The sequence below is a fragment of the Ruegeria sp. AG7 genome (genome assembly GCF_056541545.1).
This window is the reverse complement of record NZ_JBQFYP010000010.1, coordinates 51666-78553: the sequence shown is the minus strand read 5'-3', so window position 1 is coordinate 78553 and position 26888 is coordinate 51666. Positions and strand designations below refer to the sequence as shown.

The following is a 26888-nucleotide window of genomic DNA, read 5'->3' as shown; positions in this document are numbered from 1 at the left end:
AAATCATCCTTCACTGCCCTCACATGCTCATGGTTGAATCCTTGGGACGAAGCGCGGGATTACCCACCCCAACACCCCAGGAAACGCATCTGCGACCCTTTCCAACTCAGAGAGAGACTTCAGGTTTCTGAAATAACAAGAATGGCTTACTCGGCTGTGGTGCCCTTCACGGCCACACAGATTATCGAATGACCTGTACCGTCAAGTGCAAGCAATTGTGTTCCGCCGGTCCCCGCTCGGTTTCACACTGTAGGTGCCGAGTGGCGCTTGCGTCATAGGCATTCCCGCGCAGGTTGAGGCATTCTCAAGAGTGCTCCACCACAAAGCTGCCACATTTCAAACGCCAAAAAATCTTATTCACGTCAAAATAAGACCGCCTTGAAGGGTCTTGTTGTTTAGCAGGAGTTAATGAGTCTTTTTTGCCACTTTGGCGCCGGTACGAGTTTCCTGCTCAACTCCAGTACAAGGTTTACTGCTGTGACCGATCTGAATTCCTCCGCTACTGCCGAGCAAGAGGCTGTCTTCTTTGCTCGTGAAAGCTTTCTTGGCGAACTCAAGATCCTGAACCGGGACCATCCGAACACGGGCTTTGGGATTTCGCTCCGAACTCATTCCGGCGACCACTACCTGCTGGCCAATGCGCGTATGCCATTGCCCGCGGTCAAATCCGAAGGTTTCCCGACCGGACGCCGCGTTGCGTGCCTTGAAAACGGCGATCGCTTCAGCTCGATCGAGGTGCTGGCTGATGCCAAGGCTTACGAAACCATCAGCCCGCGCGCCGAGGCTGACATTTTGGGCAACGCTTTGGACCTGATCGCACGTATCGACACCCTGACAGGAATTCCAACGGGCCGTCCTTCGCTTGAACCCCGCATCGCTGCTACGGGAACCGGAGGTTAAGCATGGCGCGCAATGATCACCTGTTGTCTGTAGGCAACGAAGCTCTGGCGCCGATGACTTCGGCAATGTCATCACTGACGGCGCAGATTGATCAATTGACTGAGGTGGCTGATGCGCGCTCCTCGGCACGTCTGGCAACACTCAAGACCCGGATGGAAAACTTCACCGCCAGCATCACCATGGTCGGTCAGGTAAAAGCGGGCAAATCATCGATTGTAAACATTCTCGCAGGGCGCCCATCTTTGCTTCCGTCGGATGTGAACCCGTGGACGTCGGTCGTCACAACCCTGAACATCAACACGCGCCCGCCGGGCGATACCAAGGCCAAGTTCACCTTCTTTGAGCAGGAAGAATGGGACAACCTGATGGTCGGGGGTGGCCGGTTGGGCGAGTTGGCCAACCGTGCCGGTGCAGATGACGAGATGGAGGACATTCGCCGTCAGATTGGCGAGATGAAAGCAAAGTCCGAAGAGCGTCTTGGAAAGCACTTTGACCTGATACTTGGCCAAAGCCACCAATACGACCACTTCGATGAAGAACTGATCCAAAGATATGTGTGCCTGGGCGATGAGGACGACCCGGATATCAATCCAAAAACCGGCCGGTTTGCAGATGTGACCAAGTCGGCCGAGTTGTACATGGATATCCCTCAGTACCCGATTGCGCTGAAACTCTGTGATACGCCGGGTGTCAACGATACCTTCATGGTGCGTGAACAGATTACCCTGCGCAGCCTGCGCGGGTCCGAGGTCTGTGTTGTGGTGCTTGCCGCAAGCCAAGCCCTGACCACCATGGACATGGCCTTGATGCGGATCATCGCCCAATTTGAGAACCGTCAGATCGTCTTGTTTGTGAACCGGATTGACGAGTTGTCAGACCCGGTTAACCAGGTCCCCGAAATCCGCGACCGGATTCTGGACACTCTGAAACAGAACAACATCGACGCAAAGACTAGTGTCGTGTTCGGCAGTGCCTTGTGGGCTGAGGCAGCGCTGACCGGGAACCCCGAGATTCTGAACGAGGAATCCCGCGAAGCACTCAATACTTTTTATCTCGCTGCTGGATTCGGTGATCAGGCACCCTCGCTTGACAAAATCTGGGCATTGTCCGGATTGCCTGACCTGCTGCTGGCGATAAACGAGCGTATTGCAGAAGGTGCCGGAGCGCGACTGATAGACCGGGTTCGCCATCGCGCCCGCAACATTGCCAGCCAGATTCGTGCCACCGCCGTGGCAAAGACTCTGTCAGAGGGTGAAGGCGTCGCGCGTGATCTTGATGGTGTTTCGCCGGAAGATGCGATTGCGAAGGTTTCTGCGGAATATGAAAAGAAAGCGGCCGAACTGACCAACGCATTACGCGACAAAGTACTGGAGCGCCTGAACTCGGCCGAGGCAAGTTTTGTGAAGCGCGCAACAGATTCCCTGATCGCGCATCTTGAGATGAATGGCGAGCAAGGCACCTGGCAATACGACCCGGCTGGCTTGAGGACGCTGCAAAAAGCTGCCTATTTCAGTTTTGCCCGCGCAATGCGTAAGGATGCCGGGGCGCTCTACTCAACTGCGGCTGCAGATGTCGAAGCGCTGTATCACAAAATTCTTGGCAACCATCTGGGCGAGTTCAGCATCGAAGCACCTATCGTGCCGCGTGTTCCACCACCATTGGGGATTGGCCGGACGATTGCCCTGGACTTGCAAAGTACCTGGTGGCGACGCTGGTGGCAAAAGCGCAAAGGCTTTGAGGCATACGCTGCCGATTACACACGCCTGATCGCGTCCGAGGCAAATTCGATCACCAAGGATATCGAGGAAAACCAGATAGCGGCAGTGTTGGAAAACGTCCGCGCTATTCTGGCGGACTTCATGCGGGAACAGAAGGAAACGCTGCTGAGCATCTCATCATCAGCGGACAAAAACTCCGGCCAGGCCTCGGCAGCGATGGCGGGCCTGCAACCTCAGAAATCGCGAGACGAAATTCTGGGTGACATCCTGAAAGACCTAAGCAACGAAGCGGCATAAGTAGAAAAATGGCAAAAGATTCACAAACACGCTTTGTTTCACCGAAAGCATGGGAACGTATCGAGCAGTGGTCCCGTCGCAAACCGGTTTTCGCTTTGATGGGTGAATTCAGCGCTGGCAAGTCCACACTGATGAACTTTTTACTGCGAACGCAAACCTTGCCGACGCAGGTTACCGCGACCCAGTTACCACCGGTCTGGTTTAGCTGGGGCAGTGAAACACCATACATCAAGCGGCATGACGGAAGCATCGAACCCATCGAACTGGATCAGCTTGAGACTGTTGGCGTCAACGACGCGCAGTTCGTTCGTATCTTCCTTGAGGCGGATATTCTGGAAGCCGTCGATCTGATTGACACCCCCGGAATTTCGGACCCCAAGATCTCGACAGATGTCTGGCAGCGGGCAGTTGGACAGGCAAACGGGGTCATTTGGTGCACCCACGCGACCCAAGCCTGGCGCGAAACCGAACGCGCGACATGGGTTTCTCTGCCGGACCGCTTGCAACACAACTCGCTGCTGTTGGTGACGCGGGCCGACGCACTAAACCTTAAGGATCGTCAAAAGGTTCTGCGCCGCGTCAATCGCGAAGCCGGACACCTCTTCAACCGGTCCATTCTGTTTTCCGCCCGCGATGCGATCAATGCCCGTGACAAGACGGGCGACGCCGAAATGTGGTCGCGCAGCGGTGGCGGCAAGATGATCGACAGTTTTCTGGAAATCACAGAACAGATCATGGACAATCGCGCCGATCAGCTGGCGCGGTATCAGATCGACAAAAGCCAGTCCGGCGCATTCAGGGTTCAACCGCTGCGCCCTGCCAGCAAACCAGACGACCGAGAGGCGCTGGCGGACGTCACCGAAGCTACTCCTCTGCGGCTGGTCAATCCTTTGGAAAACGAACAGCGACCAGGAGCCGACGATCATAATGTCGTAACAAGTTTCCCCATCCGGCCAGCCCGTGTAGAGCGACGCCTTGACGAAGGCGAACGGGTTCGGATCAACCCGGAAGACGCTGAACGGCTGCGGGCTGAAATGGTATCAGACCCCGAGCAGATGCTCGATGAAACCGATACCAGCGACGAGTTGCGTGCCTTCTTCAAGGATACTGCGAACGATCCGCTTGAATTGAAGAATGTCGCCGGTCTGGAAGAAGACGTGGATGAGTTCGACCTGTCCGGTGAATTCGACGATGCTGATGATGCGGACGATCTGCTGGATGAAGCTCCAGATGCTGAAACGGGCGACAAGTCCGTTGATGACGTGCTGACCTCCTTAAACACGACGTTGCGGGAAGCCTCGGTCGAAGCGGATGAAATTGAAGTTTTCACGCCGGAAGTTGAATCGCGTGATGATCGGGGTATCGAAGTCTCGGTATCCTCCATTGCGGCGCTGATGGCGGCTCAGCCAGAGAACAACGCCGAGGATTACGAACCTGAGCCTGAGACAAACGGTTTAATAGAAGTCGTGGCCTCAGTCGAGGAAGAAGCCCGCAATATCAGTCACGAACCGCGCATTAATCTTCCGGAATCCGCAATCGAGTCGCCCCTTAGCGCGTCGGATATGTGGCGGGAAATCACAAACAACGAAGAGCTGCCAAAGGACGCAGACGGGCTTCAGAACGTATTCAAGGCCTTTCTTGCCGAATTTGACCAGATCGCAGTTGAATATAGTGCGAAACATTCCAAACACGCCCTGCAAGCCATTCCAAAGTCAAAAGAAAACAGCAGTGCAGAATGGCATGTTTTGTAAGGATGCCTTAATCAAGGCGCTGAGAAAAAGGACGATAAAGAGTTAAATGTCCATTCAGGATGCATTGAACACCGCGATTGAAACAATACCCGACTGCATCGCAGCCGGGTATATCGACATGGAGACCGGCATGCTTTTGGGCAGCAGTGTCTCTGATTCCGGTTGCGCTGAATCGCTGGACACTTTGGCAATCGCAGTGGCCAATCTGTTTCAGGGGCGTGGTGTCGCTGCATTTGAAGCGCTCTTGCACGAGGCCGGAAACACTGATGAGGAAAACGCCGGGTTCGGGGAAATCGCGGTGTTTTCAAAAGACCGATTGAACATCTTTTTGCGGACCCAGGAATATCCTGATCATGTGGTCTGCTATATCTGCCGCAACAGCGCGAATGTGGGACTGGCACTCACGAAATCGCATCTCAGCCTCAAGCCGGTTGCGGCCGCAGTCTGAACGGGACCAGAGGGGGTCACGGTATGATGGACACAGACATTCTCGACATGCTCGAAGATATCGGGCGGTCTTCGGTTGCGCGCCTGTCTCCGACGGTGATTGTCCCCGGTGAAACTGCAACAGCCCGTCGCGCGGCTGTACTGCGTTTCATTCGCGGAACAATATTACCCCGGCGACTGGAGCTGACCGCGGCAAACGGAAGCTGCCTGAAGATCGAAGTGAACAGCTCCCGGATCACGGATGTGTTTCAGGTGCCGTCCGGGCAGATCCCAGGTTTCGAAACGGAATCACGTACCGCGCTGGTCGACAAACTGGCCCAACTGATTTCAGACATTTCAGCCGCCCCTGCCCCACTGGAACTGATGTCTGGAAAACCCGCCTCGTCGCTGGAGGCTGATGATGTTGGTATCACCTTGAGTGAGATCGAGAATGCCTGCGCCGGAATTGAGCTTTCCTCTGAGCCCATCGTGTCTGTCGTTCCCGATGTTGAAAAATCTTCAGACAACAGCCCTGCCCCGGTAGCAGAGTCGGGCAACTCCTTGGCACAACAGTTTTTTGACGGGGCTGCACGCTTTGCCACAGGTCGTGTCCTTGTGGATAGTATGGAAAACACTGCGCTGGCTTTCGAAGGAACCTGCAAACCTTCCGAGGGAATGCACCCCAATCAAGAGATTTTGACACGTTTTGTTTCGGATCTTGCTGGTTGGAACAACGACACCCGGGACGAATTCGAAGGCCCACATCTGATCGTCATACGGCCATCGGGTGGTAAGGGTGCGGGCATGGCAGTTCTGAGCGATAACGAGCAGATTGCTGTGGCCATCCACGATGCCCGCAAACTTGGGGTGGTCATTAATCTGTGGACATCTTTGGGGGAGGTTGAGGAATGACTACCCCTAAAGCATTCAAATTTTCGACTAATTCAATGCGTTGTCTTTTTGTAGTCAGGGTAAAGAGTAATGAGTGAAACACATCGTCGCGAGCTTATTCGCATCGCAGAAGACATGAACGGGACGAGCAACGACGAAACACGTCAGTTCATATCGCGCATCATTGGTGATCTGGGGAAACTGAAACCGTCAGTTGCCTTTGTAGGACAAATCAAAGCAGGAAAGTCGCGCTTGATCAACGGCTTCACTGGTCAGGCAGAATACCTGCCGTCGGACGTGAACCCCTGGACGACCGTGATCACCGACATGCATTTCGGGCACCCGAACGGTCGAACCGAAGGAGCCGAGTTCCATTTCTTCGACAACTATCAGTGGCAATCACTGATCGCCGAAGGCGAAGAGTTGCGCAACATGTTCCCGGATGACGAGGACAGCTACAAGCGCGAGATGATCGAAGAGCAGGTCGAAGCCATGAAGACCCGGGCGCGTCGGCGATTGGGGGACAGTTATGAACAGCTGTTGGGTCAACATCACGATCTGGATCAACTGACATCCGATGATCTGGCGCGTTACGTGTGCGCTGGGGACGACCCCGCAGAAGATGGGACAGTTGACCCCGGCAGTGATCGCGGACTTTACAGCGACATCACGCGCAAGGCCGAGGTCTATTTTGACATCGGACATTTCCCATTCCCTCTGACCGTCACCGATACGCCCGGAGTAAATGACCCCCTGCTTATCCGTGAGGAGATTTCCCGCCAGTATCTCAAAGAATCCGATTTCTTTGTGGTGGTTCTTTCAGCGCATCAGGCGTTGTCGCGTGCGGACCTGAAACTGTTCCGGCTGATGCAGGCACTGGAACTTGGACAGATCGTTGTCTTCATCAACCGTGTCGATGAATTGGGCGGCGGGGCCGAAGATGCGGCAAAGGTGCGTCTGGATGTTGTAGACGGGCTGGAAAAAGCTTTGGGTACTTCGAATATCGATGTCCTGATGGGCAGCGCACAATGGGCGCATTATGCGCTGACCGGCGATGAAACCGGTGTGAATCACGATCATATTCTGGCGTGGTTGCGGGCGCACCCGGAACAGATGCAACAATACCTGAACGGTGTGGCAGAGATCAAACAAGGACCGGGGCCCATCAGCCGTGAGGCTGTCTTGCGGTTTGCCGCTATGATCGCGTCAGGCTTGCCCGACTTACGACGCCATGTCACTCAGGCGTTGACGGAGGGGCCGATAAACGAACAGTTGCGGATGGCGTGGCAGCATCTCGACAGCTTCGCGCGTGGCGAACTGGAGCGATCCCAGGTACATCTTCGTGCTCTGCAAGATGAAGGCAGCGCGGGTGCGCACAGCGCTGAGGACAGCGACAAGACGCTGGGCAATCTGCGCAAACTGATTGCGGACAAAACGCAGGACATTGTCAGGGACATGGACGACGTTCTGTCAAACCTGCGTGGGGTTATGGATGACACGGTGTCCGAGTCTGTCTTTGTTGTGGTGCGCGGGCCTGAAGGACAATCCCCATTGCTTGCCAAAGGTGGCGCGACCGAGTTGAATTTCTCACCACTGCGCGAACACATGCGCGAGCTGGTGCAAGGCGCCTCGCAAGTGGTTCGCCAACGCATGCTAAGCGAACTTTACGCGATCGACATGCAATGCAACGCCGCTTTACGGGCACTGCCGGGGTGGCAGGAGCCGGTCGACAATCGCATGAACACAAGTGCGGTACGTTGGTTCCGCCCGGACACCACTGCGCTAACCCGTGGCATTACGGTTGAGCTGCGTGTAAACTGGTTGTCGCGTCTGATATCGCGCAACAGTGTTGTGACGCGGGCCGAGCGCATGATCGTGCAGGAATTCGAGTTGATTGGCGATGACCTGATCGACACAACACGCGAAAACCTGCTGGACCGGTTGAAAACCGTTCTGGATCATTACTTGGCTCTTTTGGCAGGCCATCTTGAGCACCGTTCCGGGGCGGGTGAGTTGAATGCTCAGGCGAAAGCACAAGCTGCGTTCGAGCGGGCGCGCCGTATTACCGACGAGTTGGAAAGTGTCTTTGGAACAAACAACGTGGACGAACGACAGGCAGAGGCTGCGGAATGATTGAGTTTCCCGGAACCGAACAGGAAGTGCGGCAGCTGGAGCGCTTTCTGACAGCGACAGAAAAATTGTCGTCGGACCCGAAATTGGAGGATATGCGCACGCGGGCCCTCGCCCACGCAGAACGCCTGTCCAACGCGGTCAACATCGGTTTCGCCGGGGAGTTCGGAGCAGGCAAGTCAAGCCTTGCGAATATGCTGGCAGGGGCGGATATCCTTCCAACCGGGCCGCAGCATCTGAAGCTGCCGCTTGTCATCGTTGCCTACGCGGATACGCCCGAGACGACTGTCGGCTGGTGGAACAGGGAACCCAAGACATACTCTGGCATCGCGCTGGAAAAGGCCGCTGCGGATGAGCCGGATTTTATTTCGGTTGGATTGAACACACCTGCTCTCAAAGAGATATCGCTGTTCGATCTTCCCGGCTCTGGCGCATTGGATGATACATATAAACAGACGCTGGACCTGCTGAAATTCGTCGACTGTGCCATCTGGTGCACCAATGGCACAAGCGCATGGCGCGAAACCGAACGGCATTTGTGGGCGCAGGTGCCGCCCGAGCTAAGAGCCAACAGCCTGCTGGCGGTCACACATGCTGATCTGCCCCCGGTGCAGGCCGCTCTGGATCGGGTACTGGCCCGATTGAACAAAGAGAAAGAGGGACTGTTTCGCGCTGTGGTCCCAATTGGCACGCCCGTCGCGGTGCGCGCCATGGCTCAAGAGCCGGAGCCTGATTTCGATCTTTGGGAAAACTGTGGTGGCCAGGAACTCGCGGAAAAGGTCCTTGATGCGGCGTCTGACCGGCGGCGCAGTGACCTTGACGCTGCCCGGAAGGATCTGAAGCACGAGTTTCTGCCATTCCTGGAAGCATTGAAAGGGCCAGAGCCGGAACCGGCCGTCAACGATGCTGCGTCAATGCAGTCAACGCTGGGGTCTGCCCTTCCGCCACTGAACAACCCCATTCTTGAAGACTGGCTGGCAGCTATTGCCAGCATTTATGAAGATCTGCGTGACACCGCTGCCATCGAACCCGCGGCCTTTTTGCAAAGCTGCCAGGAAATCGTCGAAGATTTCGCGGAACGGTTGGACCAAGGTGGCGAAATCGATCCGGATGCTGACTGGATTCCGGCCGAGTTTGAAAAAGCGACTGACTTGTTATTGTTGCTTCAGTTTGAAAGCGGCGATGCGCCTTTGAAAGACGCAATCAACATACTTGTGCAGCTTGGTGATAACCTTGCCTGGGCTGGCAGTACCGTTGCCGCAGCACAATCCAAAACCGGGACCTAGCACTTTCCATCAGGATTGAAGCGATTCGAAGGGCCGAAGAATCGGCCCTTTATTGTTTCGAATTCGTAGACCAACAGACCTGTTTGGGGTCATCAGTTTTCGTTTTCCCCACCCCTTTGGCCAATATGTAGTATTTGCATGTAGTAGACATACTATATATGCCAAATTCAAAAAAACGATCCTTAGTGAAGCCATCAGGCGGCCCCATTAAAGTCAAATTTGAAACGTCTAACCGTTCTTAAGTGTCCTGCGGTTGTTTTTTGGTTGTGAGTTCGTGGGCTGCCGGCCCTGTTAAATAAAGCCGCAAAATGAGTAGAACGGGCGGATTGAAATGAGCCACAACCAGGCTGTCGGTGCAACGCACGACGAACCAAAGATTGAAGGACTGCAACCGGGCGCAAAGCTGTTGCGCGGTCAGTACGAGATTATCCGGTATCTCAGCAATGGCGGATTTGGGATCACCTATCTTGCGCGCGACAGCCTTGAGCGCGATGTCGTGATCAAGGAATGCTTCCCCGGTGCATTGTGCCGTCGCAACGGGGACCAGGTTGAGCCGAACGACCCGTCTTACAAAGACGATCTGCGCGCCATTATCGACCTGTTTATTCAGGAAGCCCGCAATCATGCACGTCTGGTGCACCCGAATATTGTCGACGTGCATCAAGTGTTCGAAGACAACGATACCGCCTATATCGCGATGGATCTGATCCGCGGTTGCGACCTGCTGGACTATGTTGAAAATCCGGAAAACGTCGGCGGCCCTGACTTTATAGTGCAGGTAACGGAAAAGATGCTGTCCGCGGTGTCGTTCATCCACCAAAGCGGGATGCTGCACCGAGACATTTCTCCCGACAACATCCTGATTGACGAGAACGGAAACCCGGTTCTGATCGATTTCGGTGCCGCGCGTGAGCAAGCCGCAAACAAGTCGGCCGCATTGTTGACCCTACGCGTCATAAAAGACGGGTATTCGCCGCACGAGTTTTACGTCCGTGGTGCCGAACAAGGGCCCAGCAGTGACCTCTATGTTTTGGCTGCAACCCTTTACCATGCGATCAGTGGCGAACGCCCGGTCGACGGTCAAAGCCGCCTGAATGCGTTCAACAACGGGCAGGACGACCCTTATGCACCCTTGGCGGGCCGCTTTGACGGATACCCCGATGGATTCCTCGAAGCAATCGACAAGGCAATGGAAGTGCACGCAACGGACCGTTTGCAGACAGCCTTGGATTGGCTGCGCATGTTCCGCGGACCTGGCGTGATGTTCGATACATTCGCCTATCGCCCGGTTTCTGTGATTGTCGGCATGGATCGCATGGACAAGGAAGAAGAAAAGGCGCGGATCAAGGCCGAAAGCGAAAATGCCGAAGCGGTTGTGACGGCTCTGCTCGCCGGGAACTCGGACATTGTTCGCGAAAACGAAAAAAAGAATGAACCCGAGATGGCAAAGATTTCTGCAAAAGCGGAAACACCGGTCGCAGTTGATACCGTGGTTCAGAGCGGATCCGGTGGCAGCGGCAAGATGATCGCTGGTGCAGCAGTGCTTGTGGCAGCGTTGGCTGCAGGCGGTTTCTTCGTGATGTCCGGCGACAAAGGTGAAGAACAAGCTGAGGTTACGGCGACGCTACCTGAAGCAACCACACAAACTGCCGAAGCAGAACCGCCCGCGGTGGAAGAACCCGTGGCGGAAACACCTGAACCCGAAGTCGCGGTCGCTTCAGAGCAACAACCTGAACCAGAAGAGCCTGTCGAGCAGGCGCAAGTTGAACCTGCGGAACCAACCGCCACAGAAATAGCGTCCGAATCTACCGAGACGGCCGGTGTTCAGGAGCAGCCTGCAGAACAAGAGATTGCGGCGGCTGTTGCCGAACCAGATGCTGACGTTGCTTCCGGCACTCCAGCCGAACAACAGGTATCTTTTCACCATTGGGATGTTGAAATCCCCTTCCAGACGTCCCGCCGCCGCACCGCAACAGGTGCAACTATTGCGGTTACCGGTGTGGACGCCAATCAGGACATGAGCGTTATCGGCGAGTGGGTGGAAACCGGAGTTGTGATCTTTACTCTGAACGGCAACCCGGTTCGTCAGGACATCTCTTTCGCAGCGCAAGTCCTGGACAAGCTGAGCGTCGACCCAGATGGCTTTACACGGGTTGCAGCCCGCTACCGGCCGCTTGGAAAGACCCGCGCGCAGAATGGCCTGCTGGCATTGCCTGTGCTGCGCTCGGTAGGATTGGAGAACGGTTACTCGTTCACAGTCAGCAACTCGGGAAGTGAAGGGTGGCAAACAAAAGTGAGCTCGGTTCCGGCCGAGGCGACGGTTAGCCTGCGAAAAGGCGATGTTCTGTTGAGCGAAAGCCAGACCGGCATGACATTGGATGAGTCCGAAAGCATTGATGGCATGCTGGCTGCGCTGGTTTCCGACAGTCAGCCAGAGGCAAAGCTGACCGTGTTGCGCAACGGTGCTGAAGTAGCTGCGACCATGCAGCTAGCGCAGGAGTGATCTGACCGGTTCATTTTTGATCTGCCAGTGTGTGTTTACTGAGGGCGGCGTTCAGTTTGCCGCCCGGCGGGAACCGGCCCGCCGCAGAGAGTACCAGTTTCCATGTTTCAATTGAGTGTCTCTGCGTTGTTCCACGCAGGGTTAGGTAGCAGCCCCATGGCACAAAAGGTCCGTGCCAACAATTCGAAGGTGTCGACACCATGTTCAAATACAAAAGCCCTCTGAGCCGGCTTCTCGAAGGTGCCGGCAAATCCAAAGAAGATGATGTAGCTGAAAATGCTCATGCAGCAGACAGCGCTGTGCCTGAAACGGTAAAGCAGGAGCCTATCGCGGACTTCAACGCGCTGCGCGCCGCACTGGCCGGTGGAAACATGACGTCTGACTCTTACGAAGAAACAGACGAGCTTATCCCTGAAGAGAAGATGCCGGAATTCGACGAAGTTGCGGCTGAAAACGCGGAAGAACCGGTTGAAGTGTCCATCTTCGTTGAAGATGCAATTGACGAGGACGACCAAGATACCAAGAACTTGATGGCCGACCCCGACGATGACGAAATCTCGGACGATCATATCATCACTTTGCATGTAGCCGACGAACCTGCCGAAACACCGGATGAAGATACGCTGCCTCTGGATGTAGTGGAAATGAGCGCGCCGGAAGCGGTGGAAGCTGAGGTTGCAGCCCCATCCGTGCAAGAACCGGCATTGGTAGAAGAGGTTGCCGTACAGACTCAACCCACGCCTGCCGCCCCGGCCGAAGACCGTCGCTCGCGGGTCAAAACAACGTTCCTTGGGTTTGAGCGTGCGGACACGCATGTTCAGGAATTGATTGAAACATCAGAACCCGTCTCAAAAACCGAAGCCGCTCAGGAAACATTCCCGGTTGGTTGGCTGGTGGTGACGGCAGGTCCCGGACGGGGCGCCAGCATCACCCTGACCGAAGGCCTGATGCAAATCGGTCGAAACGATGACCAGGCGATCCAACTGGATTTCGGCGACACAGGTATTTCACGTTCGAACCACGCCGTTATTGCTTATGACCCCGAAGATCGAAAATGCTATCTGGGGCATGGCGGAAAAGCCAACCTTGTTCGCCTGAATGGTAAACCCGTTCTGAGCACAATCGCGCTCTCCAGCGGTGATCTGATCCGCATCAGTGAAACCTCAATCCGATTTATGGCCTTCTGCGATGAAGGTTTTGATTGGCGGGATTCCTGATAGATGCTGGCGACTCCGGCATATGATGTTGCACTGATCCTGAACCAGGGTCAGCGGGAAACGCAGGAAGACGCGATTGCTGCGCGCATGTTCGATGCATCGGACGCGGGCTATATTGCGATCGCTGACGGTATGGGTGGCCACGAGGCGGGCGAAGTGGCTTCAGAAATGGTGATTACCGCCTGGCGGAACGCGCTGGATAGCGAGCTAGAAGCCGATACCTTAAACGAAGGAGCCGCAATTGACGCGCTGCCGTTGGCAGCCATGCAAGCCAATGCAGCGATATCCGACCATAACGAGGCACAGGGCCAGGGTTTCAACATGGGCTCCACCTTGTTGGGTGTCCTCTTTCTGGGTCAGCGTGTGTTCAGGATATCGATCGGAGACAGCCCCCTTTACCTGTTCCGCGAAGGCAGGTTGACACAGGTGAACGAAGACCACTCGATGGCCCCCGTGATCGACGCAAAACTGGCCGCGGGTGAGCTTTCGGAAGCTGAAGCACGGGGATTGGACAGAAACCAACTGACGTCGGTGATCATGGGGGGTGCCATTCCAAAAGTGGATTGCCCAGAAGACCCACTGATCGTGTCACCCGCTGATATTCTGATCCTTGGCAGTGACGGGCTTCAGTATCTCAGCGACGCTGAGATTCAGGAAATTCTGCGTGAACACCAGCAAGATCTGGCACAGGAAATCGCCGAAGCCTTGCAACTGGCTGTCCAGGCCAAGGACGATCCCGATCAAGACAATCTGTCGATCGCAGTCGCGAAACTTACCAGAAAATAACCAGGCAAAGCAACAGGACCCATGAGAAAACACCTTATCATATCAAGCCTTGCCCTTGCCGCCGCCACCGGCGCGGCGTCAGCGCAAGAGGCATGTTCAAGCTACGAGATTCAGCGCGGCGACAGCCTGCGGGAATTGGCAATCCGAGTTTACGCGACCGAAGATTTTCGGCCAATCTACGATGCGAACCGGGATGTTATCGGCACAAACCCCAATATCATTCGTATTGGTGACGTTTTAAATCTGCCATGTCTGGAAGATGTCGGGCGCGCACCTGAGCTGCCAGACACGGAAGCCGGACGCCTGGCAGCGGAAATGGCCTCGGAACTGGTAAAAGCTGCCGAAGAACGCGCGGAAAAAGCCGTGGCCGAAGCGGAAGCGCGCGTTGCAGCGGCAGAAGCTGAGGCAAAGAAGGCGAGTGAAGATGCGGTCGTGGCTGCACGTGCCGCAGCAAAAGAAGAGATTGAGGCAGCCCGCTCGGAAGCCGCCGCACTGATCAGAAATGCTAACGCTGAAACGCGCCCTGAAATTCGTGATCGTCAGTTGCTGTTGATCACCGGCGGCAATTACGCTCCGTTTACAGACGAAGCGCTGCCCAACCGGGGGCTTTATACGCAACTGGTTGAGACAGCGATGCTGCGGGCCGCGCCAGAACAAGCGTATAAAATTCAGTTCGTGAACGATTGGTCGTCGCATCTGGATCTGTTGATGCCAACACTTGCTTTTGATGGCACTTTCCCCTGGTCGCGCCCAAATTGCGAAGATGCAGAAGCGCTGTCCGAAAGCGACCGCAACCGGTGTGAGACCTACAATTTCTCGAACCCGTTCTACGAGGTCGTGGATACATTCTTTGCTCGCGACGGATCGGGGTACGAACAAACGTTGACATATGCAGACTTTGCCGGAACAACGATCTGCCGCCCGGAAGGCTGGTCGCTGTCTCATATGGACGCGGTGAGCCTTTACGAACCCGTCATCAAGTTGCTGCGGCCCACGTCGCCCGACGACTGCTTTCACGCTGTGATGAACGGAACCGCCGATATCGTGGCAATCGAGGCGCATCTGGCCGAGGAAGCCATCGCGCGGCTTGGCTATAAACACCGGATTATCGAAAACCCCAACCTGGCGGCGATCAAGTCGCTTAATGTCATGACCCATAAAGATAATCCTGATGGGGAAGCGATCTTGGAGACGCTGAATCAGGGTCTGGCAATCATGCAGCAGTCTGGCGAATGGCGCGACATCGTTTCGACCGCCCTGCGCCATCAAATGGAAAATGGATAAGGCCATGTTTGGCCTGACAAACAAAAGTCTGGAGGAAGTGGAAATGTTTAACGAGAAGATTAAGAAACTAGTGCTGTCGGCAACCGCCATCACAGCTCTGAGCGCGGGTGCTGCCGCTGCACAGGAAGCGTGTACAAACTATACAGTGCAAGACGGCGACACGTTGGCAACCATCGCCATCGCCGCCTATGGCACCTCGAACTACCAGCCGATCTTCAACGCGAACAGGAACGCTATCACAAACCCAGGGTCTCTTAATCCTGGGCTGGTGCTGGCCCTACCCTGTGAAGACGGCAGCCTGCCGAACGGCCAAAGCGCGCAGGAAATCATCGCTGCTGAAGAAAAGCGCGCAGCCAGCGTCAAGCGCTCGAATGTCTATGCGCCGCCGATCAAGATGGTGGCGGGTAACGGATGGGAACCGTTCACAACCGAATCTCTGAACGGCGGGGGCATCATGACCCGCCTGGCAACGACCAGCCTTCAGCGGGCCGGAAACAGCCGTGAGTATTCAGTCAGCTTTGTCGACGACTGGAGTTCGCATCTGGATACACTGTTGCCGCTTGGTGCCTTCGATATTTCAATTGCATGGACCGTTCCGGATTGTACCAATCGTACATACGAATGGTCCCCGGAAACCGAAGCTCGCTGCACTCAATTCGTAGCTTCCGTCCCGGTTTACGATATCGTCGGTGGCTTCTTCACACTGCCGGAAAGCGAATACGCAAGCGCGACCAGCTTCAAGGACCTAGAAGGTTCGACTATTTGCCGTATGGCAGGCTGGAGCATGGTTGTTCTGGAAGAACAGGGACTGAACCGCGAGAACACGACTGTGGTTCAACCGAGCTCGGCCCGTGATTGCCTTGACGCTGTATTGACCGGAACCGCAGATGTTGCGGCATTCGAAGTTGATCTGTTCGCATCGACAATGAAAGACATGGGTTTGACTTCGGCTGACATCGTTGAGAACCCCTATGTGTCTACACTGTCGTCGATGAGCTTCCTTGCGCATCGCACCAACCCGTTCGCGCGCGAATACATCGCGATGATGAACAAGGGTCTGATCGAAATGCGTCAATCCGGTGAATGGTACGCGATCATCTCGGATACGCTGCGTGAGCAAAACGCAAAGTTGAACGCGGCTTCGAACTGATCCCTTGGTTCAGCTGAAACTTTGGGGCCGGTACTTGAACCGGCCCATTTTTTTTGAATTATCAGGGCGTTTCAATCGGATGCCAAAATTCGGCCATTTATCTGCTTCAGAAATGCCTCATGCGCGCAGCATCTTGGGAATGAAGTGCAATTTTCCTTCAAATGACACACCCGAGCGAGCTTGAGTTACGTATGATACAGGCTGCCTTGAAATTAAGAAACGGATCTCTGACACGGGCGTCATTGCCGGGGCTGGAGGTTGCTGTTATCTTACCGTGTTACAATGAGGCGATTGCCATTGGTGAAACTGTCAAGCAGTTCCGCGCCGCCCTGCCGGAGGCGGTAATCTACGTATTCGACAACAATTCCACGGACGGCTCAGCCAGAATGGCGCAAGACGCTGGCGCGCTGGTCTATTCTGAAACATATCAGGGTAAAGGCAACGTTGTCCGTAGGATGTTTGCTGACGTAGATGCGGATGTCTACGTTATGGCAGACGGGGATGCGACCTACGACAGTATGGCAGCACCTGACATGATTAATCTGCTGGTCTCGCAAAACCTTGATATGGTTAACGGCGCGCGTGTTAACGAGGACATTCAAGCCTATCGTAGGGGTCATAAGTTTGGAAACGCCTTGTTCAGCGGACTGGTGAAATTCTTCTTTAACAGCAAAATCAACGACCTGCTGTCCGGTTATCGTGTTTTCAGCAGACGCTTTGTCAAAAGCTTTCCAGCGGTTTCCAACGGTTTCGAAATTGAAACTGAACTTACAGTGCACGCGATGCAGATGCGTATGCCGATTGGAGAAGTAGAGACAAAATATGTCTCACGGCTTCCGGATTCGAACTCCAAACTGGCCACATATTCAGATGGGTGGCGAATTCTCAAAATGATTGGCCTTTTGATCAAAGACGAAAAGCCAATCGCGTTCTTCCTGTCTTTGGCATTGTTGATATTCTTACCTTCGCTGTTCGTGTTCGTATCGGTTTTCCGCGAGTTTTTGGAAACTGGCTTAGTTGACCGAATTCCGTCCTTGGTTGTCGCGGTATCCGGTTTTGTCGGAACCATGCTGTCAATCGTGTGCGCGCTGATCCTGGAATCTCTGGCACTTGCCCGGCGTGAGGCGCGTCGCCTGTCTTATCTGCGACACAAAGGTGTTGCAGCGTACGGAACGAAAAGAACACAGACGCCGATTGCCAACCCAGAACCCCGGCGCGTTGGCTAAGACCCAGTCTCCAGTATTTTTGTGAGCACTCGATATAGTGTTCGTGTTCAACCATGGTTGAACTGCTTGGCTGCCCAGCAAATTCTGAGAACCAAAATGAAATGACCAGCACCCCAAATGCTGGTCATTCTCTGAGTGAGTGATAAGGCCCTGAGGCATCACCAGTGAAATTCTGTGTTATCCAAGGTTTAAAACAGTCAGAGCTGCCGTGCTATTAGGGGAATCCCGTAAGTACAAACAAATTCATTATAAAGCATTGTAAATGCATAATACTTTTCTCAGCCCACTTTCCGTGACAGTGTCGACGATACAAAAAAGGGACCGCACAACTGTGCCGGTCCCTTTCCGTGTTTTGAACAGGCAAAGGATCACCTGTTTTGCCGTTAGCGATTAGCCGATGATTGCGTTCAACGTTGTGCTGGGCCGCATAACCGCTGCCGTTTTGGCCGGATCGGTGTGATAGTAACCGCCCAAATCCGCAGCTTGACCTTGCGCTGCGGCCAACTCCGACAGGATTTGCCCTTCGTTGACGGCCAGATCCTTGGCCAGTGATGCAAACTCGGCAGCCAGTTCCGTATCTTCGGACTGGGCGGCCAAAGCCTCAGCCCAGTAGCGTGCAAACCAATAGTGGCTGTCGCGATTGTCCGGCTGACCAACTTTGCGGCTGGGTGAGCGGTTGTTGTCCAGAATACCCTGCGTCGCCGCTTCGGCCGCTGCACCCAGAATGCCCGCTTTTTCGTTGCCTTTGCTATCGGCAAGGAAGTTCAGAGATTCACCCAACGCACAGAACTCACCCATCGAATCCCAGCGCAGATGGTTTTCCTCGACCAACTGCTGCACGTGTTTGGGCGCCGAACCACCAGCTCCAGTTTCGAACAAACCGCCACCGTTCATCAGTTTGACGATGGAGAGCATCTTGGCCGAAGTACCCAATTCCAGGATAGGGAACAGGTCAGTCAAATAATCCCGCAGCACGTTGCCGGTGATGGCAATCGAGTCATTACCTGCTGTGATCGTCTCCAACGACTGACGGGTCGCTTCGCGCGGGGCCATGATCAGGAACTTGTCGGCCACGCCAGCGGCCTCAAGCGCCGGTTTGACATATTTGATAAGCTCTGCGTCATGGGCCCGGTTTGCGTCCAACCAGAAAATCGCCTCGGAACCTGTCAGACGCTGACGGTCCATGGCCAACTGAATCCAGTTCTCGATTGGCGCCTTTTTGACGGTGCAGGCGCGCCAGATATCGCCGGCCTCAACACCGTGGCTGTGCAACGTTTCACCATTGGCCAGAACGATGCGGATTGTACCATCCGCCGGTGCCTCGAAAGTTGTCGGGTGCGAACCGTATTCCTCGGCTTTCTGAGCCATCAGGCCCACGTTCGCCACGGCTCCGGCAGTGGACGGGTTCAACGCGCCATTGGCTTTGAAGAACTTAATGGCCTCATCATAGACGGTCGCGTAGCAGCGATCAGGGATCACACAGTTGGTGTCACCTTTGGCACCCGTCTCATCCCAGCCCTTACCCCCGGCGCGGATCACTGCAGGCATTGAGGCATCAATGATTACATCCGATGGGACATGCAGGTTCGTGATTCCGCGGTCCGAATCCACCATATACATGGACGGGCGGTCCGCCTTGAGCGCGTCGATGGCCGTCATGATGTCGGCGTGACCCTGTACGCGCTCCAGCAGAGCGCCCAGACCTGAATTTGGGTTCACACCCAACGCATCCAGTTCCGCGCCAAACTTTTCGAACACGGGGGCCAGCCAGGCTTTGACCGCATATCCAAAGATGATCGGGTCTGAAACCTTCATCATCGTGGCTTTCATATGCAGCGAGAACATGGTCCCGTCTTTCTTGGTGTCCTCAATGGCATCTGCAAGGAACGTAGACAGTGCCTTGACCGACATGAAAGTCGCGTCGGCTATGGTTCCTTCTTCCAGCGACCAGCCGTCTTTCAGAACGGTGACGTCACCATCCTTGCCCACAAATTCAATTTTAGCATCGCCTGCTTGTGCTGCGGTAATGGTGGCCGAAATCTCGTTTGCATAGAAATCATTGGCCGACATTGACGACACTTTGGTCTTGCTGTCCGACGCCCATTCGCCCATCGAATGCGGGTTGTTCTGAGCATAGTTTTTCACCGCACGCGCCGCACGGCGGTCGCTGTTCCCTTCGCGCAGAACCGGGTTAACAGCAGAACCTTTGATCGCGTCATAACGGGCGCGGATCGCCTTTTCCTCATCCGTTGCAGGTTCTGCGGGGTAGGTCGGAATGTCGTAACCCTGCGATTGCAGTTCTTCGACGGCCGCAACCAACTGTGGAACCGAGGCAGAGATATTCGGCAGCTTGATGACATTGGCATCAGGTGTCTTCACCAAGTCGCCCAAATCAGCCAGATCGTCGCTTACACGCTGATCGTCGGTAAGGTTCTCGGGGAATGCTGCCAGAATACGTCCCGCCAGAGAAATATCTTTGGTGCCAACGCGGACGCCCGCAGCAGATGCGAACTTGCGGATGATGGGCAGGAACGAGGCGCTGGCCAGCTCTGGCGCTTCGTCTACAATGGTATACAATATGTCGAAGTTCGATTTATCTGCCATATTCTTTTACCTTTTTTAAGCCTTTCGGGGCGTGCGATCCAAGAGTTGCAACCACAATTGCGTGGCGTGAGAGGGGCTAAACCACGATACAGCCCCTGGGTGACTCTGTTTTGACAGGGCTTCCCTTAAATCACGTTTGACTTGGAATCAATCGCATCTGCCCGCGCGTTTTGCCACGGGTCAGATAAAGTGTCGTGTAACTCTTGGGGCGGGGAAGACTGTCCATGGGCTGGAAAGCCTTGATTAACGATACCGTTGCCCGGTCTCTGGATCAAAAAACATCACACGCTCTGGCTGTATGGCGATGCCGATCCGATCTCCGGTTCTGCTTCTCTGATCGTCCCGTTCCTCAACGATAAGTTTGTCATCATTTGGTGTCCGTAAATAGGAATAGGAAACACCACCCAAGGCTTCGGTCAGGTCCACGGTGCAGGCATCGGCCGAACGGTCAATCTGAATATGTTCGGGCCGCATGCCCAATGTCACCTTGGTCCGACCGGAGGGGATAGTCGCAGAAACGGGCAACGGCTTGCCTAGCGCGGGATGGGAGACATGGCCATCCCCATAATCACATTCCAGAAAGTTCATTGCAGGCGAACCGATGAAGCCTGCGACAAACCGGTTGTCGGGATCACGGTACAAATCCATCGGAGCCCCGACCTGTTCAATACGACCATCTCGCAGCACGACGATCTTGTCGGCCATGGTCATGGCTTCGACCTGATCATGGGTCACGTAAATCATTGTCGCGCCGATTTCCTGATGAAGGCGCGCGATCTCAACACGCATTTCCACGCGCAACTCGGCGTCCAGATTGGACAAGGGTTCGTCAAACAGGAAAACGTCAGGGCCCCGAACGATGGCACGGCCAATCGCAACCCGCTGCCGTTGCCCACCAGACAGAGCCTTGGGTTTGCGTTTGAGATATTGGTCTAGCTTCAGAATGTTCGAGGCTTCCTGCACTTTTCTGGTGATCTCGGCCTTTGGGACACCGTTCATGCGCAACCCAAAGCCCATATTTTCCGCCACGGTCATATGCGGATAAAGCGCATAGGTCTGGAAGACCATCGCCACACCGCGTTTGGCCGGGTCCATATGGGTAACGTCCCGCGCTCCAATGTGGATCTTGCCTTCCGACGTTTCTTCCAAACCTGCGATCATCCGTAGCAATGTGGATTTGCCACATCCCGAAGGGCCAACGAAAACACAGAACTCACCATCTTCGATCTGCAAGTCGATTCCGTGAATGACTTGCGTCTGGCCGTACCGCTTTATTGCTTGGTTCAGGGTTACACCTGTCATGTCGCTTGCATCCTGTCATTGCCGAGGTCTGGTCGCGTTTCAGGGAAACGCCATGCCTGCGCCTCGGTGCTGATTTGTTCAGCCACCCGCCGCACACGAGGCACCCATGCCTCGAGTTGTTCAAAATCCATTCGCTGGGTCGAGCCGGTTACTGAGATTGCGCCCAGGACACGGCCGTTTGTTGTAAGAACAGGGCAGGCGACGCAAATAATTCCGGGTTCATGTTCTTCGTCATCAACGGCAAAACCCTTGCTGCGAATTCGATCAAGATCCGTGCGCAGGTCATTGTCGGACGTCAGGGTCTTGTCGGTAAAGCGATGAAAACTCTGCTGCGAAATTGCCCGGTTAAGGTCACTTTCATTCAGAAAGGCAAGCATCGCCTTGCCGACACCCGTGCAGTAGGCCGGGCCCACCTTACCCGCCTGAGAATACATCTCAATCGGTTGCGCTGCGTTGCGTTTGTCTACGTATAGAACCTGACCAGCATCGAGCTGCGCCAAATGCACAGTCTCTCCAGTTTCCTGGCTTAGAATATCGAGGAACGGACGTGCGATAGGGGCCAGTGAGCTTTGGGTCCAGGCTGCATGCGCAAGCCGTACCAAACGCATACCCGGCGCGTAGGTTTGGCGCTCGGGGTCGTAACATAGCATTCCCTGATTGGTTAATGATTGCAAAAACCGATACAATGTTGCTTTCGGAAAATCGCTGCCGTCCAGCAACTCCGAAAATCGCACAGGGCGCTGAAATGCGGCGACCTGATCCAGCACGTCACATGCTTTGCCAATAGTTCCGTCACCTGACACGGGCGTCCGTTCTCCTCCGCTTGCCCATCGCAGTTCGCACGAGGGTCTTGACAAGACTAACCGAGTCGATGTGTAGTTTTCAATATATAAAACATTGTTTCATTATTTGGAACTTTTGTGGAAACAACAGGGAGGAAACCATGTATTCCACTTTCAAGCGCACAACCGCTGCGCTGGCACTTGGCGTTGCTATGGCGGCACCGGTGGCTGCTGACCTAAATGGAGAGCTTCGGATATTCCTGGACACGTCTAACCCGGCCCCGCGCGCAACGATGGAAGCGATGATCGAGCGGTTTGCAGCGCAGCACCCCGGCCTAGAGATCGAAACCACGGTTATCGACCGCGAAGCGTATAAGACCCAGATCCGCAACTTTCTGACGGCTGACACACCTGACGTGGCCACTTGGTACGCCGCCAACCGTATGAAACCATATGTTGAGGCCGGTCTGTTCGAAGACGTCTCGGATCTTTGGGCGGAACCTGAAATTGCTGAAAACCTGGCATCAACCAAAGGCGCGATGACCATCGATGGCAAACAATGGGGCGTCCCCTACACTTACTACCAGTGGGGCGTTTACTATCGTAAAGATATCTTTGACGAATTAGGCCTCAGCGAACCGACTACCTGGGAAGAAGAGCTGGCAAATTGCCAGAAGATCGTCGATTCAGGCCGTGCTTGCTATACCATCGGGACCAAGTTCCTGTGGACCGCTGGCGGTTGGTTTGACTACCTGAACATGCGCACCAACGGGTTCGACTTCCACAATCAACTGGCCAATGGTGAAATCAGCTGGGAAGATGACCGGGTCAAGCAGACCTTTGCAAACTGGAAGCAGTTGATCGACATGGGGGCTTTCATTGACAACCATCAGACCTACAGCTGGCAGGAGGCTTTGCCGTTCATGGTCAATGGAGAAGCCGCTGCGTATCTGATGGGAAATTTTGCAGTCGCGCCTTTGCGTGAAGCAGGGCTGACAGATGATCAGCTGGATTTCTACCAATTCGTGTCAATCAACCCTGATGTCGAATTGGCTGAAGACGCACCGACCGATACGTTCCACATCCCGGCGAACGCCTCGAACAAAGAAGCCGCACGAGAGTTCCTGCGCTTTGTTGTCTCGTCGGATGAACAGACCGAGATCAACAACGGATCGAACCTCGGTCAGTTGCCGGTGAACGCGCAATCCTCAGTAGACGATGACAAATTCCTGCAGCAGGGCTTTTCGATGCTCTCGACCAACAGCCCCGGCGGAGTGGCTCAGTTCTGGGACCGCGACGCACCGGCTGAAATGGCCAAAGTGTCAATGGAAGGTTTCCAGGAATTCATGGTTAAACCAGACAATGCTGACCGTATTCTGGCCAAGCTGGAACGCGCGCGAGAGCGTATCTACGACAACTAATCAGGCTCGGGCCGGGCTCGAGCCCGGCCTACCTCGCCACAGAATGTAAGGTGGTTTCAACCCGCCTTACCCAAACAAACCCAGGACACCCATGACCACTGCCGCTGACGCCCCTGATCAGGAGAACTGGTTCCACAGAAACCAACAACGCATCGCCCCGTGGCTATTCCTTGCTCCGGGCCTGCTGTTCTTCATGGTCTATGTGATCATTCCGGTCTTCCAGTCCTTCAACCTGTCACTGTACGAGTGGGATGGGTTGGGTGCCGCCGAATATGTCGGCATGCGTAACTATGAAGATTTGTATTGGGAATGGGTTGACCGGGACGCATTCTATATCTCGCTCAAGAACAACCTGATCTGGCTGATCCTGTATCTTCTGGCCATTCCGGCGGGCCTTTTCATCGCTTTGTTTCTGAACCAGACGGTCTGGGGTATCCGCCTTTACAAATCGCTGTTTTTCTTTCCATTTGTCATCTCTCAGGTTGTTGTTGGCCTTGTATTCACGTGGTTTTATGACCCGACATTTGGTCTTCTGAATGAGTTTCTCGGCTTTCTCGGAATGGGTCCATTGAACGTGCTGGGCGACGAGCGTTTGGTCACCTACGGCATCATCGTCGCGGGCCTTTGGCCGCAAACCGCCTATTGCATGATCCTCTACCTCACCGGTCTGAATGCCGTCGACCCCGAACAGATCGAGGCCGGACGCCTGGACGGTGCCAAAGGCTTGAGAATGCTGTGGCACATCATTCTGCCACAGTTGCGCCCGGCCACTTTCATTGCATTCGTCGTGACAATCATCGGGGCGCTGCGCAGTTTCGACCTGATTTCGATCATGACACAGGGCGGGCCATTCGGATCATCCCGAGTCCTGGCCTATTACATGTTCGAGGTCGCCCTGTCTGAATACGGTTTCCGCATGGGGTATGGCGCGGCTATCGCTGTGGTGCTGTTCCTGATCATGCTCGGCTTCATAGCCTATTTCCTCTGGTCGATGTATCGCGAAGAACGGGGGCACTGAGATGTTTCCCAAACCCATCGAAAAACAATCTCGCGCCGCGCAGATCACCTATCAGGCGATGCTGCCACTTGCCTTGTTGCTGTGGCTGGGGCCCCTCCTGGCGGTGGCTCTGTTTTCGGTCAAACCAGCGGCGGATTTCACCAACGCCAACTATTGGGGCCTGCCATCCAGTTTCGAGGGCGCAGTCAACTACGGGCTGGTATTCTTCAACTCTGACATGCCGCGATACTTGCTGAACTCTTTCATGATCACCATTCCTACGGTGATCGGTGCCGTTGCCCTCAGTTCCATGACCGGCTTTGCTTTGGGCATCTACAAATTCAAATCGAACCTGTGGATCTTCTTCATGTTCGTTGCCGGCAACTTCGTGCCATTCCAGATCCTGATGGTGCCTGTGCGCGACCTGACACTTGATATGGGCCTCTACAACACAAAAACCGGCCTCGTCTTGTTCCACATCGCCTTCCAGACCGGCTTTTGCACATTGTTCATGCGCAACTTTATCCGGGCCCTGCCCTTTGAATTAATCGAGGCCGCGCGGGTCGAGGGTATCAGCGAATGGCGCATCTTCTGGTATGTGGTCTTGCCGTTGATGAAACCCGCAATTGCCGCACTCAGCGTGCTGATCTTCACTTTCATCTGGAACGACTATTTCTGGGCGGTCGTCCTAACTCAGGGCGCGGAAAGCCAGCCTGTCACAGCAGGCATAACCAGTTTCAACGCCCAGTTCCGCGCCGCCTACCAACTGATGAGCGCGGGCTCGATCGTAGCAGCGCTGCCGCCGGTTGCCATGTTCTTCCTGATGCAAAAGCACTTTATCGCGGGCCTGACCCTCGGAGCTGTAAAATGACAAAGATAACTTTCATCGGAGCAGGTTCGACAATTTTCATGAAGAACATCGTGGGGGATGCTTTGCTGACCCTCGCTTTGGCGGACAGTCACTTTGCGCTGATGGATATCGACCCCGTACGCCTGACAGAAAGCGAAGCTGTAGCCCGCGCCATGATCCGTTCGGTCCGGTCAAACGCGACAGTATCCACACATACAGACCGACGCGCGGCACTCGATGGTGCCGATTTCGTTATTACCGCCTTTCAGATTGGCGGGTACCAGCCCTGTACCGTCACAGATTTTGAGATCCCCAAGCAATACGGGCTGCGCCAGACCATCGCGGATACGCTGGGCGTCGGCGGCATCATGCGTGGGCTGCGCACTGTGCCGGTCTTGTGGGACGTGGCGCATGACATGATGCAGCTATGCCCTGATGCGACACTGCTACAATACGTCAATCCAATGGCCATGAACACCTGGGCACTGGCCGAGAAATACCCATCATTGAAGCAGGTCGGTCTGTGTCACTCGGTGCAGAACACGGTCGCGGAACTGGCACATGATCTGGACCTGCCAAAAGACGACATTCGCTACAAAGTCGCGGGCGTCAATCACGTCGCCTTCTTCCTGCGGCTTGAGCATCAGGGCCATGATCTTTACCCCGCCCTTAGGCAAGGTTATGTCAGCGGCAGAATGCCCAAGGCCCCGCTGCTGATGCCGCGTTGCCCCAACAAGGTGCGCTACGAAGTGATGGACCACCTTGGCTATTTCTGCACCGAAAGTTCTGAGCATTTGGCAGAATACGTGCCATGGTTCATCAAAGACGGGCGGGCGGACCTGATCGAGAATTTCTCAATCCCACTCGATGAATACCCGACCCGCTGTGTGGAACAGATGAGCAACTGGAAAGAGCAGGCCAAAACCCTGACTGACGGGCGCGACATAGCCGTCACTCGCAGCCATGAGTTTGCGGCAGACATAATGAACGCAATCATCTCTGACACCCCCTACGTGGCATATGGCAATCTGCCAAACACCGGCCAGATACCTCAGCTGCCGATGGGGGCTGCTGTCGAAACACCGTGTCTGGTTGATGCAAATGGCATTCAACCTTCTGTCATCGCAGACATCCCACCGCAGCTGATAGCCCTGATGCGTACCCAGATCAACGTTCAGGAACTCACAGTCAGGGCATTGGTCGACCAGAACCCCGAGCATATCTATCATGCAGCCATGATGGACCCGCACACCGCCGCCGAACTGGACCTGCGCCAAATTCGAAATCTGGTGAACGACCTTCTGTCTGCCCATGCCGACTGGCTGCCAGATTGGTGTTGCCCGCCTCGCGCCGCTTAAATTTCATCT

Annotated in this window: 20 protein-coding genes; 17 read left to right on the top strand and 3 right to left on the bottom strand. The window is 54.9% G+C overall.

Features of this window, described 5'->3' with window-relative positions; translation table 11 throughout:
* The first annotated feature begins 408 nt into the window (after positions 1-408).
* From ACR0BF_RS14080 to ACR0BF_RS14020, 13 genes are all read left to right on the top strand, one after another.
* On the top strand, positions 409-900 hold the full coding sequence (locus ACR0BF_RS14080) for a hypothetical protein (protein WP_480494206.1): 492 nt from the start codon (positions 409-411) through the stop codon (positions 898-900).
* Between the two features lie 2 nt (positions 901-902).
* Positions 903-2915, top strand: coding sequence for a dynamin family protein (locus ACR0BF_RS14075; protein WP_480519860.1), 2013 nt, complete (start codon positions 903-905; stop codon positions 2913-2915).
* An 8-nt stretch (positions 2916-2923) separates the two neighbouring features.
* Positions 2924-4666 carry a dynamin family protein gene (locus ACR0BF_RS14070; protein ID WP_480554907.1) on the top strand — a complete coding sequence of 581 codons (1743 nt, stop codon included), beginning with the start codon at positions 2924-2926 and terminating at the stop codon, positions 4664-4666.
* A 46-nt stretch (positions 4667-4712) separates the two neighbouring features.
* On the top strand, positions 4713-5114 hold the full coding sequence (locus ACR0BF_RS14065) for a hypothetical protein (RefSeq protein WP_480605683.1): 402 nt from the start codon (positions 4713-4715) through the stop codon (positions 5112-5114).
* Positions 5115-5137: 23 nt separating this feature from the next.
* Positions 5138-6004, top strand: coding sequence for a hypothetical protein (locus tag ACR0BF_RS14060; protein WP_480625145.1), 867 nt, complete (start codon positions 5138-5140; stop codon positions 6002-6004).
* A gap of 69 nt (positions 6005-6073) precedes the next feature.
* A complete protein-coding gene (locus ACR0BF_RS14055) occupies positions 6074-8116 on the top strand; it encodes a dynamin family protein (RefSeq protein WP_480605678.1) in 2043 nt (680 codons plus the stop codon).
* The gene (locus ACR0BF_RS14050) at positions 8113-9399 is read left to right on the top strand and encodes a dynamin family protein (RefSeq protein ID WP_480625144.1); all 1287 of its coding nucleotides are present in this window, start codon (positions 8113-8115) and stop codon (positions 9397-9399) included. The genes ACR0BF_RS14055 and ACR0BF_RS14050 overlap by 4 nt, the downstream gene beginning before the upstream one ends.
* Positions 9400-9730: 331 nt before the next feature.
* The gene (locus tag ACR0BF_RS14045) at positions 9731-11902 is read left to right on the top strand and encodes a serine/threonine-protein kinase (protein ID WP_480625143.1); all 2172 of its coding nucleotides are present in this window, start codon (positions 9731-9733) and stop codon (positions 11900-11902) included.
* Between the two features lie 200 nt (positions 11903-12102).
* Positions 12103-13119 (top strand): FHA domain-containing protein, encoded by a 1017-nt coding sequence (locus ACR0BF_RS14040; protein ID WP_480519846.1) that lies wholly within the window; start codon positions 12103-12105, stop codon positions 13117-13119.
* 3 nt (positions 13120-13122) lie between these two features.
* Positions 13123-13905: a PP2C family protein-serine/threonine phosphatase gene (locus tag ACR0BF_RS14035; RefSeq protein WP_480477124.1), complete on the top strand. Its 783-nt coding sequence runs from the start codon at positions 13123-13125 to the stop codon at positions 13903-13905.
* A 21-nt stretch (positions 13906-13926) separates the two neighbouring features.
* A complete protein-coding gene (locus ACR0BF_RS14030) occupies positions 13927-15189 on the top strand; it encodes a type 2 periplasmic-binding domain-containing protein (protein ID WP_480477122.1) in 1263 nt (420 codons plus the stop codon).
* Positions 15190-15232: 43 nt separating this feature from the next.
* Positions 15233-16339 (top strand): peptidoglycan-binding protein LysM, encoded by a 1107-nt coding sequence (locus ACR0BF_RS14025; protein ID WP_480494212.1) that lies wholly within the window; start codon positions 15233-15235, stop codon positions 16337-16339.
* Positions 16340-16545: 206 nt separating this feature from the next.
* Entirely contained in the window at positions 16546-17565 is a 1020-nt protein-coding gene (locus ACR0BF_RS14020; RefSeq protein ID WP_480625142.1) for a glycosyltransferase family 2 protein, read from the top strand.
* A 390-nt stretch (positions 17566-17955) separates the two neighbouring features.
* Here the strand turns inward: ACR0BF_RS14020 and ACR0BF_RS14015 are convergent, their stop codons facing one another.
* From ACR0BF_RS14015 to ACR0BF_RS14005, 3 genes are all read right to left on the bottom strand, one after another.
* Positions 17956-20169 carry an NADP-dependent isocitrate dehydrogenase gene (locus ACR0BF_RS14015; protein WP_480605666.1) on the bottom strand — a complete coding sequence of 738 codons (2214 nt, stop codon included), beginning with the start codon at positions 20167-20169 and terminating at the stop codon, positions 17956-17958.
* Positions 20170-20412: 243 nt separating this feature from the next.
* On the bottom strand, positions 20413-21471 hold the full coding sequence (locus ACR0BF_RS14010; RefSeq protein WP_480605663.1) for an ABC transporter ATP-binding protein: 1059 nt from the start codon (positions 21469-21471) through the stop codon (positions 20413-20415).
* Positions 21468-22274 (bottom strand): IclR family transcriptional regulator, encoded by an 807-nt coding sequence (locus tag ACR0BF_RS14005; RefSeq protein ID WP_480519836.1) that lies wholly within the window; start codon positions 22272-22274, stop codon positions 21468-21470. The genes ACR0BF_RS14010 and ACR0BF_RS14005 overlap by 4 nt, the downstream gene beginning before the upstream one ends.
* Before the next feature lie 140 nt (positions 22275-22414).
* Between ACR0BF_RS14005 and ACR0BF_RS14000 the strand changes: the two genes are divergently transcribed.
* The 4 genes from ACR0BF_RS14000 (at position 22415) to melA (ending at position 26879) form a co-directional block, all read left to right on the top strand.
* Positions 22415-23674, top strand: a complete 1260-nt coding sequence (locus tag ACR0BF_RS14000) for an ABC transporter substrate-binding protein (RefSeq protein WP_480519834.1) — start codon at positions 22415-22417, stop codon at positions 23672-23674.
* A gap of 91 nt (positions 23675-23765) precedes the next feature.
* On the top strand, positions 23766-24692 hold the full coding sequence (locus ACR0BF_RS13995) for a carbohydrate ABC transporter permease (protein ID WP_480605659.1): 927 nt from the start codon (positions 23766-23768) through the stop codon (positions 24690-24692).
* A gap of 1 nt (position 24693) precedes the next feature.
* A complete protein-coding gene (locus tag ACR0BF_RS13990) occupies positions 24694-25542 on the top strand; it encodes a carbohydrate ABC transporter permease (RefSeq protein WP_480477108.1) in 849 nt (282 codons plus the stop codon).
* Positions 25539-26879: an alpha-galactosidase gene (gene melA / locus ACR0BF_RS13985; protein ID WP_480605654.1), complete on the top strand. Its 1341-nt coding sequence runs from the start codon at positions 25539-25541 to the stop codon at positions 26877-26879. The genes ACR0BF_RS13990 and melA overlap by 4 nt, the downstream gene beginning before the upstream one ends.
* The last annotated feature ends 9 nt before the right edge of the window (positions 26880-26888 follow it).

What these genes read in the sequence shown, in the direction of transcription:
- ACR0BF_RS14055 (WP_480605678.1), top strand. Translation starts at nt 6,074, where the DNA reads ATGAGTGAAACACATCGTCGCGAGCTTATTCGCATCGCAGAAGACATG.
- ACR0BF_RS14065 (WP_480605683.1), top strand. Translation starts at nt 4,713, where the DNA reads ATGTCCATTCAGGATGCATTGAACACCGCGATTGAAACAATACCCGAC.
- ACR0BF_RS14000 (WP_480519834.1), top strand. Translation starts at nt 22,415, where the DNA reads ATGTATTCCACTTTCAAGCGCACAACCGCTGCGCTGGCACTTGGCGTT.
- ACR0BF_RS14070 (WP_480554907.1), top strand. Translation starts at nt 2,924, where the DNA reads ATGGCAAAAGATTCACAAACACGCTTTGTTTCACCGAAAGCATGGGAA.
- melA (WP_480605654.1), top strand. Translation starts at nt 25,539, where the DNA reads ATGACAAAGATAACTTTCATCGGAGCAGGTTCGACAATTTTCATGAAG.
- ACR0BF_RS14030 (WP_480477122.1), top strand. Translation starts at nt 13,927, where the DNA reads ATGAGAAAACACCTTATCATATCAAGCCTTGCCCTTGCCGCCGCCACC.
- ACR0BF_RS14010 (WP_480605663.1), bottom strand. Translation starts at nt 21,471, where the DNA reads ATGACAGGTGTAACCCTGAACCAAGCAATAAAGCGGTACGGCCAGACG.
- ACR0BF_RS14045 (WP_480625143.1), top strand. Translation starts at nt 9,731, where the DNA reads ATGAGCCACAACCAGGCTGTCGGTGCAACGCACGACGAACCAAAGATT.
- ACR0BF_RS14015 (WP_480605666.1), bottom strand. Translation starts at nt 20,169, where the DNA reads ATGGCAGATAAATCGAACTTCGACATATTGTATACCATTGTAGACGAA.
- ACR0BF_RS14060 (WP_480625145.1), top strand. Translation starts at nt 5,138, where the DNA reads ATGATGGACACAGACATTCTCGACATGCTCGAAGATATCGGGCGGTCT.
- ACR0BF_RS14040 (WP_480519846.1), top strand. Translation starts at nt 12,103, where the DNA reads ATGTTCAAATACAAAAGCCCTCTGAGCCGGCTTCTCGAAGGTGCCGGC.
- ACR0BF_RS14050 (WP_480625144.1), top strand. Translation starts at nt 8,113, where the DNA reads ATGATTGAGTTTCCCGGAACCGAACAGGAAGTGCGGCAGCTGGAGCGC.
- ACR0BF_RS14025 (WP_480494212.1), top strand. Translation starts at nt 15,233, where the DNA reads ATGTTTAACGAGAAGATTAAGAAACTAGTGCTGTCGGCAACCGCCATC.
- ACR0BF_RS14080 (WP_480494206.1), top strand. Translation starts at nt 409, where the DNA reads ATGAGTCTTTTTTGCCACTTTGGCGCCGGTACGAGTTTCCTGCTCAAC.
- ACR0BF_RS14075 (WP_480519860.1), top strand. Translation starts at nt 903, where the DNA reads ATGGCGCGCAATGATCACCTGTTGTCTGTAGGCAACGAAGCTCTGGCG.
- ACR0BF_RS13990 (WP_480477108.1), top strand. Translation starts at nt 24,694, where the DNA reads ATGTTTCCCAAACCCATCGAAAAACAATCTCGCGCCGCGCAGATCACC.
- ACR0BF_RS14035 (WP_480477124.1), top strand. Translation starts at nt 13,123, where the DNA reads ATGCTGGCGACTCCGGCATATGATGTTGCACTGATCCTGAACCAGGGT.
- ACR0BF_RS13995 (WP_480605659.1), top strand. Translation starts at nt 23,766, where the DNA reads ATGACCACTGCCGCTGACGCCCCTGATCAGGAGAACTGGTTCCACAGA.